16 protein-coding genes are annotated in these 20,095 nt (G+C 53.4%); 10 read left to right on the forward strand and 6 right to left on the reverse strand.

Going from position 1 to position 20,095, the window contains the following annotated elements; all coding sequences use genetic code 11:
* Nucleotides 1-27 precede the first annotated feature (27 nt).
* Nucleotides 28-1,071, reverse strand: a complete 1,044-nt coding sequence (locus tag NG653_RS05025) for an alkane 1-monooxygenase (protein WP_252740585.1) — start codon at nt 1,069-1,071, stop codon at nt 28-30.
* Nucleotides 1,072-1,141: 70 nt separating this feature from the next.
* On the opposite strand from NG653_RS05025, the gene NG653_RS05030 reads away from it, so the two are divergent.
* The 5 genes from NG653_RS05030 to NG653_RS05050 all read left to right on the forward strand — a co-directional run bounded on the left by NG653_RS05030 (nt 1,142) and on the right by NG653_RS05050 (nt 8,482).
* Nucleotides 1,142-4,564, forward strand: coding sequence for a hypothetical protein (locus tag NG653_RS05030; RefSeq protein WP_252740586.1), 3,423 nt, complete (start codon nt 1,142-1,144; stop codon nt 4,562-4,564).
* Nucleotides 4,533-4,952 carry an rRNA maturation RNase YbeY gene (gene ybeY, locus NG653_RS05035; protein ID WP_252740587.1) on the forward strand — a complete coding sequence of 140 codons (420 nt, stop codon included), beginning with the start codon at nt 4,533-4,535 and terminating at the stop codon, nt 4,950-4,952. The genes NG653_RS05030 and ybeY overlap by 32 nt, the downstream gene beginning before the upstream one ends.
* Before the next feature lie 4 nt (nt 4,953-4,956).
* The gene (gene mnmG / locus NG653_RS05040) at nt 4,957-6,825 is read left to right on the forward strand and encodes a tRNA uridine-5-carboxymethylaminomethyl(34) synthesis enzyme MnmG (protein WP_252740588.1); all 1,869 of its coding nucleotides are present in this window, start codon (nt 4,957-4,959) and stop codon (nt 6,823-6,825) included.
* A gap of 67 nt (nt 6,826-6,892) precedes the next feature.
* A complete protein-coding gene (locus NG653_RS05045) occupies nt 6,893-7,738 on the forward strand; it encodes a class I SAM-dependent methyltransferase (RefSeq protein ID WP_252740589.1) in 846 nt (281 codons plus the stop codon).
* A gap of 237 nt (nt 7,739-7,975) precedes the next feature.
* Nucleotides 7,976-8,482, forward strand: a complete 507-nt coding sequence (locus tag NG653_RS05050) for an OmpH/Skp family outer membrane protein (RefSeq protein WP_252740590.1) — start codon at nt 7,976-7,978, stop codon at nt 8,480-8,482.
* A gap of 47 nt (nt 8,483-8,529) precedes the next feature.
* On the opposite strand, the gene NG653_RS05055 is transcribed toward NG653_RS05050, so the two are convergent.
* Complete coding sequence (locus tag NG653_RS05055) at nt 8,530-8,928, reverse strand: DoxX family protein (RefSeq protein WP_252740591.1); 399 nt, start codon at nt 8,926-8,928, stop codon at nt 8,530-8,532.
* Between the two features lie 11 nt (nt 8,929-8,939).
* Nucleotides 8,940-10,088, reverse strand: a complete 1,149-nt coding sequence (locus tag NG653_RS05060; RefSeq protein ID WP_252740592.1) for a DNA polymerase III subunit — start codon at nt 10,086-10,088, stop codon at nt 8,940-8,942.
* Between the two features lie 107 nt (nt 10,089-10,195).
* Between NG653_RS05060 and NG653_RS05065 the strand changes: the two genes are divergently transcribed.
* From NG653_RS05065 to NG653_RS05075, 3 genes are all read left to right on the forward strand, one after another.
* Nucleotides 10,196-11,392 carry a phosphoglycerate kinase gene (locus NG653_RS05065; protein WP_252740593.1) on the forward strand — a complete coding sequence of 399 codons (1,197 nt, stop codon included), beginning with the start codon at nt 10,196-10,198 and terminating at the stop codon, nt 11,390-11,392.
* Between the two features lie 109 nt (nt 11,393-11,501).
* Complete coding sequence (locus NG653_RS05070; RefSeq protein WP_252740594.1) at nt 11,502-13,097, forward strand: lytic transglycosylase domain-containing protein; 1,596 nt, start codon at nt 11,502-11,504, stop codon at nt 13,095-13,097.
* 14 nt (nt 13,098-13,111) lie between these two features.
* Complete coding sequence (locus tag NG653_RS05075; protein ID WP_252740595.1) at nt 13,112-14,092, forward strand: DUF4837 family protein; 981 nt, start codon at nt 13,112-13,114, stop codon at nt 14,090-14,092.
* A gap of 72 nt (nt 14,093-14,164) precedes the next feature.
* On the opposite strand, the gene NG653_RS05080 is transcribed toward NG653_RS05075, so the two are convergent.
* The 3 genes from NG653_RS05080 to NG653_RS05090 all read right to left on the reverse strand — a co-directional run bounded on the left by NG653_RS05080 (nt 14,165) and on the right by NG653_RS05090 (nt 17,502).
* Nucleotides 14,165-14,332: a DUF6747 family protein gene (locus tag NG653_RS05080; protein ID WP_252740596.1), complete on the reverse strand. Its 168-nt coding sequence runs from the start codon at nt 14,330-14,332 to the stop codon at nt 14,165-14,167.
* Between the two features lie 204 nt (nt 14,333-14,536).
* The gene (locus tag NG653_RS05085) at nt 14,537-17,059 is read right to left on the reverse strand and encodes an OmpA family protein (protein WP_252740597.1); all 2,523 of its coding nucleotides are present in this window, start codon (nt 17,057-17,059) and stop codon (nt 14,537-14,539) included.
* A gap of 260 nt (nt 17,060-17,319) precedes the next feature.
* A complete protein-coding gene (locus NG653_RS05090; protein WP_252740598.1) occupies nt 17,320-17,502 on the reverse strand; it encodes a twin-arginine translocase TatA/TatE family subunit in 183 nt (60 codons plus the stop codon).
* Between the two features lie 194 nt (nt 17,503-17,696).
* Here NG653_RS05090 and NG653_RS05095 point away from each other — a divergent pair, with 194 nt between their 5' ends.
* Together NG653_RS05095 and NG653_RS05100 are read left to right on the forward strand one after the other, a co-directional pair.
* On the forward strand, nt 17,697-18,563 hold the full coding sequence (locus tag NG653_RS05095; protein WP_252740599.1) for a M23 family metallopeptidase: 867 nt from the start codon (nt 17,697-17,699) through the stop codon (nt 18,561-18,563).
* 2 nt (nt 18,564-18,565) lie between these two features.
* Nucleotides 18,566-20,068 carry a GH3 auxin-responsive promoter family protein gene (locus NG653_RS05100; protein ID WP_252740600.1) on the forward strand — a complete coding sequence of 501 codons (1,503 nt, stop codon included), beginning with the start codon at nt 18,566-18,568 and terminating at the stop codon, nt 20,066-20,068.
* Nucleotides 20,069-20,095 lie beyond the last annotated feature (27 nt).

The raw sequence follows: 20,095 nt of genomic DNA on the forward strand, positions 1-20,095 counted from the left end.
GGAGGAACCATAAACTGGCAAGGAAGCTCAGGCCGGTTTCATGGCTTCGGGGATTCGGGGGTTCATGATCCGGAACCACAGGGGCGGGACCAGGGAGAGGACCATGGAAGTAGGGTACCCAAAAGGCAGGTCCGGCGAGCGCTCGTGGTAATCGAGCACCTGGTATTTTTTTGAGGATTTATAGTGGTGGTCGCTATGCCTGGTAAGCTCATAAAGGACGATGCGCCCCACGATATGGTTGCTGTTCCACGAATGGATTTCCCTTACCCTTTCATAGCGTCCAGAGGGAAGTTTTTGCCTCAAAAGCCCGTAGTGCTCAATGTAATTAACTGTTTCCAGCAGCAGGAACCCGATTATCCCCGCACAGGTAAGCAATACAAGGCCCACGGGGCCAAAAAAGAAGTACAACAGGACCAGGTAGGCAGCGCTGATAACCAGGTACCAGAACATGTCGTTTTGGAGCGAGAAGAATCCTTTCCCTGCCCTTCGGAGCAGGTCGGCCTGTATGCGCCAGGCGCTGCGGTACTGTCCGGCCACCGCGCTCGCCCAAAAGCTGTATACAGATTGGTTGTACCTGGCGGTTGCCGGGTCTTCGGGGGTGGCAGCGTTCAGGTGGTGGCCATAGTTGTGTTCGATGTAGAAGTGCATGTAGAAACTGGGAAGGAGCAGGAGCTTGCCCAGAAAGCGCTCCGGGGAACCTTGCCGGTGGCCCAGTTCGTGGCCTACATTGATACCGTTGGTCCCAAGGGCAATCCCCAGGGAAATGGCGATCCCCACGTACTCCCACCCGGTGGCAGCGCCATGGGTTACCGTTGAACCCGCCAACCACAGGAGCCCGAAAACAATAGGGACATTGGCGTATAGCATCCAGTCATAAACCCGGTTTCCGGCTACTTTTTCACTCCCATCGGGGGGAAGGTTTGAGGCATCCTGCGGGAGCATGATTTCAAGTATGGGAATAAGCACAAAGGCATACACCGGCGTAAGAAAAGTAAGGGCACCGCCTTCTGAGATGCCTATAAAAGCAGTCAGCGGGATGCTTAGGGCAGCGAGGTATTTCAGCGAGGCCATAGGGCGTTTTAACATGTTTTTGGCCCGGGGTTTACGGACATCACATTATCTTGGTACTAAAGATAATAATTTGGACGCTTATCAGGGCATACTGGACAAACTCCAGGCCTTCATTTCCCGGTACTACCGGCGACAGATCATAAAGGGAAGTTTCCTGTTCCTTTTTTTCGGGGGCCTGGTATTCCTCCTGATCGGAGCGCTGGAGTATTTCCTTTGGTTATCCCCCGGAGTCAGGACGGGGCTTTTGGTCCTGGGGACCCTGGTTGAGCTCTTCTTTCTGGGAAGGTATGTGGCTGATCCGCTCCTCAGGCTTTTCCGATTAAAAAAGGGGTTGACCCCCAAGGAAGGGTCACGCCTGATCGGCAGGCATTTTCCCGAGGTAAGCGACCGCTTGTATAACCTGCTCGAACTGGCGGAAAGCCGGGAAAAATCGGAATTGTTGGAGGCCAGCATAGAACAGCGGTCCAGGGCCCTTCAAAGGATCCCCTTCCCCCAGGCGGTCAGGATGGGCGAAGCCTGGAAGTATTGGCGGTATGCCGGTATCCCACTGGCCCTTATGGCGCTGATCTGGATAAGTGGCAAGGGGGTGGAATTTATGCGGTCCTATGAGCGGGTGGTAAATTATGGCATGGCTTATGACCCCCCGGCGCCATTTCGCTTTGAAGTGCTAAACGCAACCCTGAAAGGGCGGGAAGACCAACCTTTTGTCCTTAAGGTGCGCACCCCTGGCAGGTTGCAGCCGGAGTCGGTACGCGCGGTAATCGGGGGGAAGCAGGTAATCCTGGAAGATTTTGGGGATCATTTTGAACACACCTTTGTGCCTCCCCTGACACCGGTATCCTTTTATCTGGAAGGCGGGGGCATTACCTCGGCGGAATACCGGCTGGAAGTGATGCGCGTACCCCTGATAGACCGTTTTGAAATGCAGGTGGAGTATCCTGAATACCTTTCGCTGGAGCGGGAAACGATAACAGGGAGCGGGAACCTGGTAGTTCCTGAAGGTAGCCGGATTACCTGGAAGATAGGGGCCGTACATGCCGACACCCTGGTGTATTCCGATGCCGATACGGTTCTCAGGAGCGTGGCGGAGCGCGGGGCATCCTTCAAAAGGCGGTTCTGGAGTGGCATGAAATACGCAATAAGCGCTTCAAATGCTGATTTTCAGGAGTTTGATAAGCTTGAATATCAGGTTGAGGTGATCCGGGATGAATCCCCGGAACTGGTGGTACGCATGGAACGGGATTCCCTGAACCCGAACCTGTATTACTTCGCCGGAGAGGTTTCGGACGATCATGGAATCACATCGCTTAAGGTTTTCTGTTATCCGGACGGTAAACCGGGCGAAGTCCAGGTTTTGGACGTAGGGGCCCCGAAGACCACCTTGCATCGGTTTTACTATACCTTCCCGTCAGGGCTTCAGGTAAACCCGGAAACGGATTATACCCTTTTTTTCCAGGTGGTGGACAACGACCGGCAACATGGGGGAAAGACCACTACCAGCAGGGAGTTTCCCCTGAAATTACTTTCGGGAGAAACCCTCCGCAAGCGGTTGCTTGAGGAGCAGGAGAAAGCGCTCGAAGGTTTGGAAAACACGGAGAAGGGACAAAAGGAAATCAGGGAGGGCCTCGAGGAATTCAGGCGAACCCAGAGGGAAGACGGCTCCCTGCGGTTTGAGGACAAGCAAAAGTTGCGAAACTTCCTGAGCCGGCAGGAACAACAGGAACGGCTGATGGAAAAGTTCAGCAGGGAAGTTTCGGAGCGAATGGACGCAGGGGAAAAATCCCCTGAAGATGAGCTATTGCAGGAGCGCCTTGAGCGACAGGAACTCGAGGCGAGGAAGAACGCCGAGCTGATGGATGAGCTCCAGAAGGTATTGGACCAGCTCGAGGGGGAGGAATTGCAGGAGCGCCTCGAAGAGTACTCCAAAACCCAGAACAGCAGGGAGCGGAGCCTTGAACAGCTATTGGAGCTTACCCGCCGGTACCTGGTGCAGGAAAAGTCCAGACAACTGCAAGGGGAACTGGAAAAACTCGCGGAGAAGCAACAGGCCCTGTCGGATAAGCCGCTGTCGGAACAACGGGGCAAAGGGGAGCAGGAAGAAGCAAATAAGGCATTTGATGCCTTACGGGAGGCCCTGGAGCGGCTGGAGGAACAGAACGCAGCCTTGAAGAAGCCATTGCCCTGGAAACGCGATCAGGAAAAGGAGCAATCCGCCGCCAAAGATCAGCAGGAAGCCCTCGACGGCATTAAGGGCGGGGAAGAAGAGCCGCAAGACAAGAATGACGGGCAGGTACGGAATAAGCAGAAGTCGGCTGCCCGCAAAATGAAAGAACTGTCTGGCCAACTCGGAGCAGGGGCTGCCATGGGAGGAGCCCAAAGCCTCGAGGAAGACACGGAAATGCTTCGGCAGATCCTCGACAACCTCGTTATTTTTTCGCTGGAGCAGGAAGCGCTTTTCGAGGGGATGCGAAGGGAGGGCGAACAGGGGTTGTCACAACCGGGGGACGTTAGGAAGCAGCAACAACTCAGGGACCTGTTTGGCCATGTGGACGACAGTCTTTTTGCCCTTTCCCTGCGAAGGGCAGAGCTTTCAGAGCTTATTAACACGCAGATCACGGAGGTGTATTACAATATAGACAGGGCACTGGAGGCCCACGGCAATGGTGATTGGTATAAGGGACTGTCGTACCAGCAGTACGTGGTAACGGCCACCAACGAATTGGCGGCCTTTCTTGCCGATATCCTCGATAATATGATGGAATCCCTTATGCCGGGTAGCGGCAGCGGTGCAGGCGGCGATTTTCAACTACCGGATATCATCCAAAACCAGGAACAGTTGCAGAAAATGATGGGTGAGGGCCAGGGGCAGGGCTCCAAGCCCGGGAAGTCGCCCGGAGAAGACGGCCAACAGGGGAAGGGAAAAGGCGATGCTGACGGAGAAGGGGAGCGCGAAGGAAATAAAGAGGGCAAGGGCCCTGGAAAGGGCGGGAAGAACCCATCCGGCCAAGGGGGAGGACAAAGCGGGCAGGAGGGCTCAGGGGGCTTTTCCGAAGCAGAATACAGCCGCATATACGAGATATATAAGCGGCAACAACAGATACGGGCGGCACTGGAAAAGCAACTGGAGGATATGATGGAAACCGACAGGAAGCTGGCAGAGCAAATTGCCAGGGAAATGGAGTTGTTTGAGAACGATATTTTGTCGAGTGGTATAACCGAACGGACAGCCGAACGGCTAAACCGCATCCGGCAACAGTTGCTTAAGCTCGAGAATGCGTCCGTGGAACAGGGCGAAACCGAAGAGCGGCAAAGCCGGGTAAACCGCGATCAGTTTTCGGCCCCGGTATTTGATAAACCGGAACCGTTTGAGAGAAAGGGGGCGGAGAGTGAACTATTAAACCGGGAGGCCTTACCTTTGCGCAGAAAATACAGGGAAAAGGTTAAAGAATATTTCAGGGAGAATGATACGCTATCACTACCAAACCGACTTTAAGCTCGGGGAGGAAGACAAATATACCGATTGGATTTTGAAGAGTGTTTCAAGGGCCGGGCGCAAGGTCTCAGGGCTGGATTATATTTTTTGTGACGACGAGGCCTTGTTGGAAATGAACCGGAACTATCTTGACCATGATTATTATACTGACATCCTCACTTTTGATTATGGCACCCCCACGGAGTTGAAAGGGGACCTTTTTCTCTCGGTAGACCGCATTAGAGATAATGCTGAGCAGCTGGGGGTTGCTTTCGAAGAGGAAGTCAGGAGGGTGATGATCCACGGCGTATTGCACCTGATGGGATATACCGACCATTCCGAAAAAGAAAAGGCGGGAATGCGGGCCAGGGAAGAGGAATGCCTGGTATTGTTCCACGTGAAACATTGAGGCTATGTTTGGGGAGAAATATGATGTAATTGTAGTGGGCGGCGGTCACGCCGGGTGTGAGGCCGCGGCTGCCGCGGCGAATATGGGATCCAGGACACTCCTGGTTACCATGAACCTACAGACCATCGGACAAATGTCCTGTAATCCGGCCATGGGGGGTATTGCGAAAGGACAGATTGTTCGGGAGATCGATGCGCTGGGCGGGTATTCGGGTATTGTGTCGGACCGTTCGGCCATCCAGTTTAAAATGCTTAACAAAAGCAAGGGGCCTGCCATGTGGAGTCCGAGGACACAGAATGACAGGATGCGTTTTGCAGAACATTGGCGGCTTGCCCTGGAAGCTACCCCCAACCTGGATTTCTACCAGGAGATGGTTCGTGAATTGCTTATCGAGCAGGATAAGGTCGTGGGGGTTCGGACCTCCCTCGGCATAGACATCTACGGGAAGTCCGTGATCCTTACCAATGGGACGTTTTTGAACGGACTGATCCATATAGGCGAAAAGCAGTTTGGTGGTGGCCGGGCAGGGGAAAGCGCCGCCAGGGGTATTACGGAGCAGCTGTTAGGGTTTGGCTTTGCTTCAGGACGGATGAAAACCGGCACCCCGCCCAGGGTCGACGGCCGCAGCCTGGATTATTCCCGCATGGTCCCGCAGCCCGGGGATGAGGCCCCTGGAAGGTTTTCATATACTGAAACCCCCTTGTTGCAGCGGCAATTACCCTGCCACATGACCTATACCAGCCCGGAGGTCCATGATTTATTGAGGGAGGGATTTGATCGTTCCCCCATGTTTAATGGGAATATTCAAAGCACAGGCCCCAGGTATTGCCCTTCCATTGAAGACAAAATCCACCGGTTTCACGAAAAGGAGCGCCATCAGATTTTTGTGGAGCCCGAAGGCTGGGAGACAGTGGAGGTCTATGTTAACGGCTTTTCCACTTCGCTGCCTGAAGACGTGCAGTTTCGGGCCTTGCGATCGGTAGCCGGATTTGAGAAAGTAAAGCTCTTCCGGCCGGGGTATGCTATAGAATATGATTATTTCCCCCCCACCCAATTGAGACATACCCTGGAGACCAAGCTGATCGGAAACCTGTATTTTGCCGGACAAATTAACGGCACCACAGGTTATGAGGAGGCTGCTTCACAGGGCCTGATGGCTGGAATCAATGCGCATCTGAAGGTAAATGAGAAGGAGCCTTTTCTATTGCGCAGGGATGAAGCCTATATCGGGGTGCTTATTGACGACCTGATTACCAAAGGGACCGAGGAACCGTATCGCATGTTTACTTCCCGGGCCGAATACCGCACCCTCCTGCGCCAGGATAATGCAGACCTCAGGCTTACGGAGCGGTCGTATGCCCTGGGCCTTGCCGGGGAGGATAGGATGCGCCGGATGCTGCAGAAAAAGGAAAAGTCCCAGGAACTCGTGCAGTTCTTTAAGGATACTAGTTTCGTGCCCGACCAAATCAACCCCATCCTGGAGGAAGTGGGCTCCAGGAAAGTGGCTCAGGGCGACAAGCTCTTCAAGGTTTTTTCGCGACCTAAAGTGCAAATGTCGCATTTAATGCGCCTGGAGGGGGTCGCTACCTTCGTCGCGGACCATGAAATGGATGAGGAGGTGCAGGAGCAGGCCGAAATTGAGGTCAAATATTCCGGGTACATTGAGAAGGAACGAAACAATGCCGACAAATTGCAGCGTCTGGAACATTTAAAGATCCCGGATGATTTTGAATACGACAAGCTCTCCTCCCTTTCGTTCGAAGCACGGGAAAAGCTTTCTGCGATTCGTCCGGCCACGGTCTCTCAGGCCTCAAGGATAAGTGGTGTTTCACCGAGCGACATCAGTGTTTTGCTGGTCTATCTCGGGAGATAGTTCCACGTGGAACACATAGGCGGATGGTATAACCAGGACATTAACACCCCGTCGCGGGGAGCCGGTCATGCAGGAAAAGACATATATCCAAACAAAAGACTATTTGGTTAGCGGGGAGGAATTCGACCTGGTCTGGGCTGTAGGCGGGAAAGCACTCAGAACGGTTCCGGCCCCGGAGGACCCTGCCCCCTATTACGAAACCCCGCAGTACATTTCCCATACCGATGGGGCTTCTTCCATTTCAGAAAAGTTATATCAGGGCGCCAAACGCATTAACCTGTGGAAGAAGCGCCGTTTGATCGAGTCCTTTGCCGGCCCGAAAGGCGCTCTGCTGGATATCGGTGCCGGAACAGGGGATTTTGTGCGCTATATGGGAGGACGTGGGTGGCAAACCTTCGGAATCGAACCCAGCCCGGCTGCAAGGGGGAGGGCAGCTGAAAAGGGTGTCGGGCTCTATACAGGGCTCCAGGAGGTGAACGGAAGCCTTTTCGATGTGATCACGCTTTGGCATGTGCTGGAGCACCTGCCCGATCCGGAAGGAAGCCTCCGGGATATTTCCGGCCTTTTAAAGCCCGGGGGATGGCTTGTATTGGCACTTCCCAATTTCAGGTCCCTTGATGCACGTCATTACAAGTCGTATTGGGCGGCCTACGATGTCCCCCGCCACCTTTGGCACTTTTCCAGGGAGGCGATACCCCCCCTTGTGGAGCCTTTCGGGTACCGCCTGGTTTCAGTCAGGCCCCTTTGGCTCGATGCCTTTTACATCAGCTGGATGTCCGAAAAGTATCGCGGGAGCGCTGTGGCCCCTTTAAAAGGGATGTTCTGGGGGGCTGTATCTAACCTTTTCGGGTGTTTCCAAAAGGAATATTCGTCACATATTTATATTTTGCACAAAGCGGATAAAAGCCGATAAAGTATTAATATCCAGTAAAATAGAAGCTTTTTGGGGGCTGTAAACCCCTTTCGCCCCAGTACCCCCATCGGCTGTTCGGCCCCGGAACCGGCGGGCAGGTGAAAAAAAGCCCGCGTAAACAACTCAGGGCTGGCCGCTTTGGTGAAACAGGGGGAATTCAAAGAATTCCAGCCACAACAACAGGCCGTACCAAAAGCTTTGCTATTTTAGCACGCGCTAATATTTAACAAGAACGAAATGAAAAATTTTATGGGGCTTTTTGCAGCCCTTTTATTGCTCAGCTGCCAGCAGCAAAAAATCGGCTACGTAGACAACGTAAAGCTGATGGACGGATATCAGAAGAAACAGGACGTTGAAGCGGAATACCAGCGGAGGTCAGAGGTGTTTTCAAGGAAAAGGGATAGTATTTCACAGGTGTTTCAGCTCGAAGCCCAGGAGCTTCAAAACCGGACCAAAACCATGTCAGAGCAAAAGGCACAGGAGGAATTCGGGTTGTTCCAGCAAAAGGGACAAATGGTCGGCCAGCAACTGCAGCAGGAAGAGCAACAGATGCAACGGATGGGGCAGATGAAGATGGATAGCGTGGTCCAGCAGGTCAGGAAGGCCGTAAAGGAATATGGGAAGGCCAACGGCTTTACATATATCCTTACCGGGGGAGAAGGCGGAAGCGTACTCTATGGAGATGAAAAGCAGGACATTACGGAAGAAGTCCTCAAGGTTTTGAACGAGGCGAATCCGAAGTAACCACAACCTTCAATAGTACGGCCCGGCCCCCTACAGGGCCGGGTTTTTTATGGCTGCAGGAGGAAAACAAGGAATACGGCAGGCACAAAATAGATGACAACGGTTTGCGCCCCTGCATAATCCTGGGCTATCCGCTGGCCGAAGAGCAGCATCAGCAGGGCGATGCAGGAGGTAACGCCTCCCCAGAAGGCCCACTGGGTGCCGGCCCCGGAAAGCAACTGGATAATGCCCCCTGCGGAAATAATTCCGGCCAGCAGCTCGGTGAGTGTCAGCACCAGCAAAAGGGCTGGAACACTCCCTTTCAAAGGACTCTTGGAAAAATGTCCCCGGAGCCACTGCAGGTTTCCCTTCCAGTTCAGGAGTTTGTCCAGGCCGCTTTGCAGGAAGGTGATCACCAGGAACGCCAGCAGCAGGATTTCGGTTGCATGGGATAAAATAGTGTTCATCGGATAGGGGGTTATCCGGCCTTGCGGTGCAACAGCCGGGTTAGTTTAATGGAAAGGTCCGTAAAGATCATCCGGGAGTTCCCGTTCCTGCTGACATGGTACAGGGCCTTTTCCAGCTCGATGGACATGGGCAGGATGTTGTTCTCATGGATGAAGGGAGCAAATCGCTCCAGGCGAAAGTCGGGCTGCCTCATTTTAAGATACACCAGGGGCTCAGCCCCGTAGTTTAACAGCAAGGCCTGCCGGATTACGGTAAGGCAGTAGGCCAGGAATTTCTTTTGGGTTTCGCGCCCGGTTTTGGCGACCTCGTCGCTCCACAGGATCAGCTCGTGAACCGACGCCTTGTTGCCCCTGGCTTTGAACGCGGTTCGGGTCCATTGCACGAACCATTGCTCAAAAACCAGATCCTCGGAGTCCTGCAACATAAGGTCCAGGGCCCGGTTAAAGTTCCCATTGGCTTCCTGCGCAATCCTGAGGGCCTCGTCCCGTGCGGCTCCTTTTTCGACCAGCCCATCGGCAATGACGGATTCCGGAAGGGGCGGGAAATGCAAGACCTGGCAACGGCTGCGAAGGGTTTGCAGGAGCTGGGACTCATCTTCGGCAACCAGAAGAAGCACTGTTTTCTGGGGGGGCTCCTCAATGAGTTTGAGCAATTTGTTTGCCGCCGAAGCATTCAGGCGTTCCACCATCCAGACGATCATTACTTTATACCCGCCTTCGTAAGCCTTAAGGCTTAATTTTTTTACCATGTCCTGGGCTTCGTCCACCCCGATCTGCCCCTGTTTGTTGTCGATCCCGATGGCCCGGTACCAGTCAAAGAGGTTGCCATAGGGTTGTTCCCTGACAAACTCACGCCACTGGACCAGGTAGTGGTCGCTAACCGGATGCCTTTTTGCGCTTTCCGATTTGGCAACGGGAAAGGCGAAATGCAGATCAGGATGGGTAAGTTGCCGGCACTTAATGTCGCAGGCCGCGTCGCCGTTGTTTTCTCCCCCCCGGTGCCCGCACAGCAGGTATCGCGCATAAGCCAGGGCCACTGCCAGCGCCCCGCAGCCTTCAGGCCCTACAAAAAGCTGGGCGTGGGGAACCCTTCCCGCATCTGCACTGGCAGTCAGGTGGTGTTTGAGGTGATTTTGTCCGAGGATCTCCGAAAACCGCATACCCCCAAAGATACTATAATTTGGGCCTTCGCCTTTGAAATCCGAATTATGGACGCGGGGTCAGGCCATTATTGGTTATTTTTGGATCCAGATCAAATCACATAGGAATGAAAACCATTGACAACTTCGATTTTAAAGATAAAAAGGCCCTGATCCGGGTAGACTTCAACGTGCCCCTGGATGAGGATTTTCACGTGACTGACACCAATCGGATCGAGGCCGCAAAACCCACCATCATCAAAATTTTGGAAGATGGCGGGAGCGCTGTCCTGATGAGCCACCTGGGAAGGCCCAAGGGGACAAAGAACCCCGATATGTCGCTTTCCCATATTTGCGACACGATTTCCGAAGTCCTGGGGGTGAAGGTAAAGTTTGTGCCCGACTGCATAGGCCCGGAGGTGGCTTCCGCAGTATCGGCCCTTAAAACCGGGGAGGTCCTACTCCTGGAAAACCTCCGGTTTTACAAGGAAGAAGAAGCAGGCGACAGGGGTTTTGCCGAGCAGCTTTCCCGCTGGGGCGACATTTATGTCAATGATGCCTTTGGCACAGCCCACCGGCCGCACGCCTCCACCACCGTGGTAGCCTCCTTTTTCGGGAAAAACAAATGTTTCGGCTATTTGATGGCAGGCGAGATAAAGGCCATCGAGGCCGTTATGAAAACAGGGGAAAAACCGGTAACCGCCATCCTGGGCGGGGCAAAGGTTTCCAGCAAGATTACCATAATCGAAAATATCCTCGACAAAATCAACCATTTGATCATAGGCGGGGGAATGACGTACACCTTCGTCCTGGCACAGGGGGGCAAAGTCGGCGACTCCATTTGTGAGCCCGACAAAACGGATCTCGCCCTTTCCATCCTCGAAAAGGCCCGTCAAAAAGGGGTAAAGGTGCATCTTCCGGTTGACGTTGTGGCGGCAGACCACTTTAGCAATACCGCGAAAACCCGCGTGATGCCGGCAGCGGCTATTGAAGAGGGCTGGCAGGGGCTCGATGCAGGCCCTAAAACACTGGAGGAATTCAGGGAGGTGATCTTGCAGTCGAAGACCATCCTTTGGAATGGCCCGGTAGGGGTTTTTGAAATGGAAAAATTTGCCGCTGGAACCATAGCCGTGGGCAATTACGTGGCCGAAGCAACTAAGGACGGAGCCTTTTCCCTGGTGGGGGGAGGCGATTCTGTGGCTGCAGTGAAGCAGTTCGGTTTCCAGGACCAGGTGAGCTATGTTTCCACAGGGGGCGGCGCCATGTTGGAAAGCCTGGAGGGAAAGACCCTGCCGGGGATAGCAGCCATCCTTGAAAATGACTGAATCACTTAGTAACCAATGGGTTCCGGGTACTTAATGGGAAAAAATTTCGTTCTTAATTAAAAATATGCGATTTTAGTTCGCCCTCACAGAAGTTAATCCAGTACTTCCCATGAAAAAGTATCTATGCCTTGGGGCTTTGCTCTGTATCTCCCTGGGGAGCGCCCAGGATCAGGATATGACCCCGGTACACGTCGAACCCGACAGTATTGCGCCGCCACAGCAGGAGGTTGCCTCCCCGGCGGGCTCCTCTGAACTGTCGGGGCCCGATGTCGTGACAGATTCCCTGGCCCTGGAAGACCACCCTCAGGCAGCACGGATCGACAGCCTATGGATCATGGAGCTCCAGGCGGCCCGCGAAAATTTTGCCCAGATGTACCAGGAGGTACAGGAGGCGGCTTCCGACACCCCGGGCACTCCCGATTCCCTGCCGGCCCAGCCGGTGACCCTCGACACGGAACTACTGCGGGAACGCCTCAGGCTGCTGAACGAGAAAACACCCTTCAACATCAGCTATAACCCTTCCCTGGAACGCGTTATCGTCCACTTCCTCACCTATAAGCGGGACCTCATGGAGCGCATGCTGGGGGTAAGCCGGTATTATTTCCCGCTTTTTGAGCAAACCCTGGATCAATACAACCTTCCCCTGGAGATCAAATACCTGGCCATCGTGGAATCGGCCCTTAACCCCAGGGCCAGGTCGAGGGTCGGGGCAACCGGCCTCTGGCAATTCATGTATACCACGGGAAGGATGTACGACCTTCAGGTAAGCAGTTATGTCGATGAACGGAGCGACCCGGAGCGGTCTACCGATGCCGCGGCCCGATACCTCGCCAAGCTTTACGAGCTTTTCGGCGACTGGGACCTGGCCCTGGCCGCCTACAATTCGGGCCCGGGCAATGTAAACAAAGCGATCAGGCGATCAGGGGGGTATGAAAACTACTGGAACCTTCGCCCCTTCCTGCCCCGGGAAACCGCCGGCTATGTGCCTGCCTTCCTGGCCACCATGTATCTTTTTGAATACGCCGGGGAGCATGGCCTTACCCCTGCGGAAGTAAGGGAGCCCTATTTTGAAACCGACACCCTTCGGGTGAAATCGACCATTACCTTTGAACAGATTTCAAAATACACAGGGGTGCCGCGGGAGGAGATAGAAGTGCTCAACCCCTCCTATAAGCTGGGGATTATCCCGGGGATCACGGGGAAGGAATATACCCTTCGCCTGCCCAGGCGTTCCATCGGGGTGTTTGTAAACAACGAGGAAGCCATTTATGCCAGGGTTCAGAAGGAGTTGGCCACGCGCGAAAACCCGTTGCCGCAGTATGTAAAGGCAGAAGAACAGATCCGCTACCGGGTCCGTAGCGGCGATTATCTCGGAAAGATCGCGGAACGCCATGGAGTTACGGTAAGCCAGATCAAGCAGTGGAATGGGTTGAGGTCGAACATGCTCAGGGTTGGGCAGAGGCTTACCATTTACCCGAGGAAACCGGTGGTTTCCCAGGACGTGGCTTCCGGTTCCAATGGGGCGGAAGGGAATACTTCAGGAAAGGACCTGCAAGTGTATGTGGTTGAAAAGGGAGACTCCCTTTGGACCATTTCGAAAAAGCACCAGGGAATTACTGTGGAGAATCTACGAGAATGGAACGGTATTCGCGGGAATGATATAAAACCCGGGACAAAATTGAAGCTTTGCAACTGTTCCCCCTAAACCTGACGACTGCCATGAGATCCTTATTCCTAGCCTGCCTGGTGGCCATTCCCCTGTTTTCCTGCCAGGAAAAGCCCGAGAAACAATACAAACCGGCTTCCCTGGGATCCCTGAACACCCTGGCCGTAGTGATGGACAACGAACTATGGGAGGGGACCGTGGGGGACAAGGTCAGGGAACACTTTGCAGCACCCGTGCTGGGGCTGACCTGGGATGAACCCGTCCTGAATTTGGAGCACATGCCCCCGAGTGTTTTCCGGGGCACCACCCGGCACCGAAGGGCGGTACTCTATGTTGGGAAAGACAGTGTTGAAGGGGCCCAAATCCAGGAGGATGTCTACGCCTCCCCTCAAAAACTGGCCGTGATTAAGGCGACCAGTGATTCTGCCCTCCTCGGCGCTATTGAAGTGGCTGCAGACCGGATTATAGCCGAAATCAAGGCCATGGAAATGGAAGAGGCCCAGGAGCGATTTTTGCGCTCCCTCAGCAAGGATACCCTGCTGAAGGAAAAATTCGGGATCTCGCTCAGGCTTCCCTCTGTCTACAAGGTGGGTAAGCAGGAAGAAAATTTCGTGTGGATGGACCGGGAGATCCAGAAAGGGAGCATGAACATTGTGGCCTATGAATTACCGGGCAATAACTTTTCGTCGGATTCCACTCTGGTTCAGGATATTGTCAAAATGCGGGATTCGGTGGGGAAAATGTATATTCCCGGCCCCGATGTTCCCGGGAAAACCACGTATATGGGCACCGAAAAGGCTTTTGCCCCCTATATTTTTCCCGCCGAGATAGGCGGGAAGAAGGCCGTTGAGGTACGGGGCATCTGGGAGGTGGTCAATTATCCCATGGCAGGCCCGTTCTTAACCTACATCATCAATGATAAGGAGCGGAACAGGTTCCTGGTGCTGGAGGGATTTACCTTCGCCCCTGCCACCAACAAACGCGATTATATGTTTGAATTGGAGGCCATTATGAAAACCATACAGTTTCACTAGAGCACTTCGCAAATAATGCATGTAGAGAACCCCTTCCGCACTGGCAGGGGTTTTTTTGGGCTTCGGGGTCCATCAAAGCGCAAACCCCCGGGTAACCCCGAAAAGGAATGCATAAAGGGTGAGTACCCAAAGGGCAAAGCAAAACCAGGAAAACGCACGAAAGTGTTTCTTGAGGATGAGGTTTCCCCAATGGCGGAATGCCTCCAGAAAACCTTCACGGACAAGCAGCAGTTTCTCCATGGGACGATTTGCGTCAAATTAGCCTTCAAAAATGGGAAGGAAATCGACCCCAACCGCAAAAAGTCAGATGAAACACCGAAAAATCGGGCAAACTTGTGTTTTTTGCAGGCATTCAGGCCTGCAGGCGTAATGAGGTATTCGACTAAGGGGGCAGCCCCGACGGAAAAAGATGCGCTTAAGGCGTAGTCTTTTGGGGGATGGAGGTTACATTTTTACAACGATGAATTCAGACCGGCGGTTGAGCTGATGCTGACTCGGCGAACAGGCCACCGACCCGTCACAGACGTTTAACAGCCGTTCTTCCCCATAGCCGATGGCACTTTCGATGCGACTGGCTTCAATGCCATGCTGAATGAGGTAATCGCGGGTAGCCTTGGCGCGTTTGTCGGACAGGTACTTATTGTATGCCTCCGGTCCGCGGGAATCGGTATGAGACTCTATTTTGATGACCATGGACGGGTACTGTTTCATGGTTTCCACCACATGGTCCAGTTCACGGGCGGCATCAGGGCGGATGGAATACTTGTCAAAGTCGAAATAAACCGTTTCTGTGCGCAACTTCCTGATGCCATCTTCGATATTGATCAATTCCTCCAGCCTGTTTAGGGCCACTTCAGCGGTTACCATTTCGTTGTCCCCGGTTTGTATGGGCTGTACTTCTTCGGCGTAGGCCTCCTTGCGGATGCGCAGCTGGTACCTGGTGTGGCTTTCCAGGCCTTCGAACACAAAACTGCCATCGGCTGCGGAAACAACCTCTTTGAGCTTTATCCGGTTCTCATCGAGGAGTTCCACCAGGGCCTCGGGGAGGTGTTCCCCGGTGACCAGGTCGGCAACCACCCCGTTGATGGCGTTTTTATTGGCTTCTTCAGGCAGCAGCCTTTTGAAGGAATACAGGTCATCATCCCCTTTTCCTCCCCGGCGGTTCGACGCGAAATAGCCCGTTTGAGAGGATTCGTCAATGATAAAGGAGAAATCGTCATTTTTGCTATTCACCGGTTTTCCGGCATTTTTTGCCTCCAGGAAACCTTCCTCAGGGTCGTAGGTGGCTTCAAAAACATCCAAACCGCCGAGCCCCGGGTGGCCGTTAGAGGAGAAATAAAGGGTGTTTCCGCTGATGAAGGGGAATAACTCCTTTTGCTCTGTATTGATATTCGGGCCCAGGTTTCTGGGTTCGGAAAAGGATCCGTCTTCAAAAATGTCGACCACAAAAATGTCGGTGTCGCCAATGGTGCCGGGGCGGTCGGAAACAAAATACAGTTGCTTCCCGTCAGGGCTCATGGCCGGGTGGCCTGTGGAGAAATCGTCTCCATTGAAAGGCAGTTCTTCGGCATCGCCCCACTGGCCGTCTACATTGCGCGACCGGTATAATTTTAAGTTATTGACCCCATTTCTGTCCCTTTTCAAACGCTTGCCCCCGGAATTGTTGCGGGTAAAATACATGGTTTGCTGGTCTGGGGAGAAGGTAACCGCAGCCTCGTGGTACTTGGTGTTGATTTTCTTCGAGAACTTGACGGCTGATTTTAGTTCTTCCGTCTGTTCATTCATTTTCGCCACGTAAAGGTCGAGGTAAGGCTGGTTGTTCCAACGGTACCGACGGGTTTTGAAAAAAGAAGAATCTGCCGCGGAGGCAAATACCAGGCCTTTTTTGCCATAGAACATGGGGGCAAAATCGGAATATTTCGAATTGATCTCGAGGTTCTTTATCTCAAAGAGGTCTTCTGCGCCCAGGATATTGTCGAGCATGGCCTCTCGTTGCTGCAAAGCCTCTTTCCTCAGTTTCCCTGCAGGGGTTTTTTCAACTTTCTTGTCATACAGCCTGAGCAGCCTTCGGGCGCGGGAATATTTTCCCATTCCCTTGGAGGCGTGTGCATATTTGAAAAGTTCTTCCGTGGTCATGGCCTCTTTCCGCGTTTCGTACAGGTGCTCATACCAGAAATACGCCCGCTCCATGTTGGAATTGAAATAATGGGCATCCGCTGCTTTTTCGATGATTTCAGGATCCTGGCGATCCGGATTGCGCAGAAGGGCCTGTTCGTATAACTGTGCAGCCTCTTCATACCACATCTTGTTGAAATAGGCATTTGCTTTTTTCAGGATTTGGTTCGACGCACCGCTTTTATCTTGTGTTGGGGCGCTGGGCGGGGGAGAAGCCTGCAGGGGGCGGCTGAGTTCCGGGGCGCTTGTTTCGAGGGGGATTTCCCGGAGCAGGGGCCCCTTTTCTTCCGCAACGACTACGGCCCCGGGAGCCTGTGGGTTATTTTCTACCCTAAGGATCCAAATCGCGCCCAAATAGCGGCCATCCAATTGTGTCTGGACCGCGCTGAGGGCATCATCTCCACTTTCATACCGTTCGGCATAAACGTAATTCAGGTCGTTCTCCGGGTTGACGAAACTACCGGCCTCAAGCCCCTTCCGGGATAATTTTTGCACAAGCCGGTTTATGTTTTTGGTCTCTTTAAAGGCCCCTACAATGAGGTAGAATCCTTTGGAGACTCCCGTTAACCTGGAAAAGCTTCTTATGGGGACCTCCATGGATGCAGCTTTTTCGCTGAAATTCATGGGTTGCTGCCGGGGCGTCATTACAGGCGATGTGCCTGACGACGAATCATCGAAATTGAGGGAGGCAAGGGCGTCTGAACCCTGCAATTGGGAAAACACAGGGGACCCAGCGCAAAAGAGCACCAGGAGGATTGCTATGCAGAGCGGCATCCGGAACTTCATATCCATGGATCTGATGGTTTGGCAGGTGCCCTTACAAGAAGGGTACATCCCAGGTTCCGAAAGTACGCGAAAGCCTTTTCTATCGTATTTTTTTGTTGTAAATCCAAATAAATTCGACGTGTAGCAGGGAAATATGTGGTTTTTAGAAAGTTAAAGGCAGCTGGTTTGACGACATTAAAGGGCCTCGCGGACAGGCCAGACCCCGGGTTCAGGGAATAAAAAAAGCATCCCCGAAGGATGCTTTAACTTATGGAACCTATACAGGGTTAGTCTTTTTTCTCGTCCAGCTTGTCGTCTTCCCGGGAGGCATCCTTGAATTCCTTGATACCGCTTCCCAGCCCCCTCATCAATTCAGGGATTTTCTTTCCCCCAAACAGCAGGAGCACAACCATAACAATGATGGCTATCTGCCAGGGTCCAATCGCCATAAAAAAACTTAGTGCATTCATGCCAACACATTTTTAGGAAAGTAAAGGTAGTAAAAAAGCGGTTAGAAACCCGTTTATTGTGGTAATAGATGTATTTTAGACCTGTTAAATCAATCTGTCTTCCCGCCTGAAAAAAGGTGTTTTTTGGCAGGGCCTTACCTTCAGGGCCTTTATTCAGGTGGCAGCACCGCGCCGGTGGAATAATTACAGACACCATGGAGAAGAAGAAAAGGAGAAAGGAGATCAAGCGCAAGCTGCTGCATAAATACAGGCTGGTAATCCTGAATGAAAACACCTTTGAGGAAAAGATTTCATTCAAACTCAACCGGCTCAACGTCTTTGTTACCGGGACCCTTGCGGCCATCGCACTTATTGCCCTCACCACATTGCTTATCGCCTTTACCCCTTTAAGGGAGTATATCCCCGGATACTCTTCCACCGCGTTAAAGCGACAGGCGACCCTGCTTACCTACAAAACCGATTCCCTGGTGAATGCACTCACCTATACCAATCGGTATTTGGAGAATATCAGAAGTGTTTTGACGGGGGAAGTCCAGACCTCACAGATTACTTCCGATTCAATTTTCGAAGGAATGAAGATCGACCCTTCTCAGGTAGATTTGAATCCCATTCGCGAAGACAGCCTCTTAAGGGCGCAGGTGGCACTGGAAGACAAGTATAACCTCTTCGAACAACCCACTTTTGACGGCAGTGTCCTGCTCTTTACCCCCCTGACCGGGTCCATATCCCAGGGCTACGACCCCGACCACCAGCATTTTGCCGTCGATATCGTGGCGCCCCGGGACACCCCTGTAAAAGCGGTGGCGAACGGGACGGTAATCTTCTCTGAGTGGACGGCCGCCACCGGTTATGTGGTGATCGTGGACCACCAGCAGGGCCTGCTTTCGGTGTACAAACACAATGGCTCCCTCACCAGGGAACAGGGGGCCGTGGTTCGCGCCGGCGAGGTTATCGCCACGGTGGGCAATACCGGGGAACTCACCACCGGCCCACATCTGCACTTTGAGCTTTGGAAGGACGGGAACCCTGTGAACCCTATGAACTATATCGATTTTAACTAGGCATGAGCTCCATGAAGGCAATAGCGGCCCGCATCTTTGCACGCCTGGTGCACCGGCGCGCTGCGCAGTGGATCCAAAATCCGGTTCAGGCCCAGGACCGCACTTTTCGGGAACTCATTGGCAGGGCCCGGAACACTCGATTTGGACGGGACCACGGGTTTGGGGACATACAAACCCATTCCGAATTCGTGCAGGCAGTGCCCATCCGCGACTACGAGGAATTAAAGCCGTACATCCTCCGGGTGCTGGAGGGCGAAGCCGATGTCCTTTGGCCGGGCAAACCCCTTTATTTTGCCAAGACCTCCGGGACAACTTCCGGGGCCAAGTATATCCCCATCACCGGGCCATCGATCAAAGAACAGGTAAAGGCCTCCCGAAATGCCATCCTCAACTACATCCACGAAACAGGGAAGGCATCTTTTGTAACGGGCAAAATGATCTTCCTGCAGGGGAGCCCGGTACTGGAGGACAAAAATGGAATCAAAACCGGCCGGCTTTCGGGCATCTCTGCCCATTACGTCCCGGGGTACCTCCAGGCGAACCGCCTGCCCAGCTGGGAAACCAACTGCATTGAAGACTGGGAAACCAAGGTAGAGCGCATCGTCGACGAAACCATGGGAGAGAACATGACGGTTATCGCGGGCATTCCCTCCTGGGTGCAGATGTATTTTGAGCGGTTGAAGGAGCGCACGGGGAAGGACGTTGGCCGCCTGTTTCCCAATTTCCAGCTATTTATCTACGGGGGGGTCAATTACGAACCGTACCGCAGCAAATTTGAAAACCTCATCGGGCGCAGGGTCGACAGCATTGAACTATTCCCGGCCAGCGAAGGCTTCTTCGCCTACCAGGACCGACAGGGGGAAAAAGGGTTGCTATTGTTGCTCGATGCCGGCATCTTCTATGAGTTCGTCAGGGCCGAGGAGTTTTTTGAGCCCGGTGCGAAAAGGCACACCATAGGGGAAGTAGAGGTCGGTGTCAACTACGCCATGGTGGTCTCCACCAATGCCGGCTTGTGGGGCTACAACCTTGGGGATACCGTAGCCTTTACTTCCCTGAGCCCATATCGCGTTATCGTAACCGGCCGTATCAAGCACTTTATTTCCGCTTTCGGGGAGCATGTCATTGCCAAGGAGGTGGAGTTTGCCATGGAAAAGGCCATTGAACAAACGGCCGCAAGGGTCAACGAATTTACCGTAGCCCCGCAGATCACCCCGGAAGGCGATCAGCTTCCCTATCACGAGTGGCTTGTGGAATTCGAACGGGAACCTGAGGATGAAGCCCTGTTCCTCAGCATCCTGGACCAGACCATGCAAGAGCAGAACAGTTATTATAAAGACCTGATTGAAGGCCACATCCTGCAACCCCTCAAGTTGACCCGCATCCAGGACGGCGGCTTCCGGGAATACATGAAGTCCATAGGAAAGCTCGGGGGCCAGAATAAGGTGCAGCGGCTGGCCAATGACCGTGCCCTGGCGGAGGCCCTATACCCTTTCCGGGAGGTATAGCCGGAGAAAGCCCGAATGGCTTTTCGG

Origin of the sequence: Robiginitalea marina (assembly GCF_024006985.1) — a bacterium.
Taxonomy (GTDB): Bacteria; Bacteroidota; Bacteroidia; order Flavobacteriales; family Flavobacteriaceae; genus Robiginitalea; species Robiginitalea marina.

Coding starts and splice junctions, on each gene's coding strand:
- NG653_RS05025 (WP_252740585.1), bottom strand. CDS start 1,071: ATGGCCTCGCTGAAATACCTCGCTGCCCTAAGCATCCCGCTGACTGCT.
- ybeY (WP_252740587.1), top strand. CDS start 4,533: ATGATACGCTATCACTACCAAACCGACTTTAAGCTCGGGGAGGAAGAC.
- mnmG (WP_252740588.1), top strand. CDS start 4,957: ATGTTTGGGGAGAAATATGATGTAATTGTAGTGGGCGGCGGTCACGCC.
- NG653_RS05045 (WP_252740589.1), top strand. CDS start 6,893: ATGCAGGAAAAGACATATATCCAAACAAAAGACTATTTGGTTAGCGGG.
- NG653_RS05050 (WP_252740590.1), top strand. CDS start 7,976: ATGAAAAATTTTATGGGGCTTTTTGCAGCCCTTTTATTGCTCAGCTGC.
- NG653_RS05055 (WP_252740591.1), bottom strand. CDS start 8,928: ATGAACACTATTTTATCCCATGCAACCGAAATCCTGCTGCTGGCGTTC.
- NG653_RS05060 (WP_252740592.1), bottom strand. CDS start 10,088: ATGCGGTTTTCGGAGATCCTCGGACAAAATCACCTCAAACACCACCTG.
- NG653_RS05065 (WP_252740593.1), top strand. CDS start 10,196: ATGAAAACCATTGACAACTTCGATTTTAAAGATAAAAAGGCCCTGATC.
- NG653_RS05070 (WP_252740594.1), top strand. CDS start 11,502: ATGAAAAAGTATCTATGCCTTGGGGCTTTGCTCTGTATCTCCCTGGGG.
- NG653_RS05075 (WP_252740595.1), top strand. CDS start 13,112: ATGAGATCCTTATTCCTAGCCTGCCTGGTGGCCATTCCCCTGTTTTCC.
- NG653_RS05080 (WP_252740596.1), bottom strand. CDS start 14,332: ATGGAGAAACTGCTGCTTGTCCGTGAAGGTTTTCTGGAGGCATTCCGC.
- NG653_RS05085 (WP_252740597.1), bottom strand. CDS start 17,059: ATGGATATGAAGTTCCGGATGCCGCTCTGCATAGCAATCCTCCTGGTG.
- NG653_RS05090 (WP_252740598.1), bottom strand. CDS start 17,502: ATGAATGCACTAAGTTTTTTTATGGCGATTGGACCCTGGCAGATAGCC.
- NG653_RS05095 (WP_252740599.1), top strand. CDS start 17,697: ATGGAGAAGAAGAAAAGGAGAAAGGAGATCAAGCGCAAGCTGCTGCAT.
- NG653_RS05100 (WP_252740600.1), top strand. CDS start 18,566: ATGAGCTCCATGAAGGCAATAGCGGCCCGCATCTTTGCACGCCTGGTG.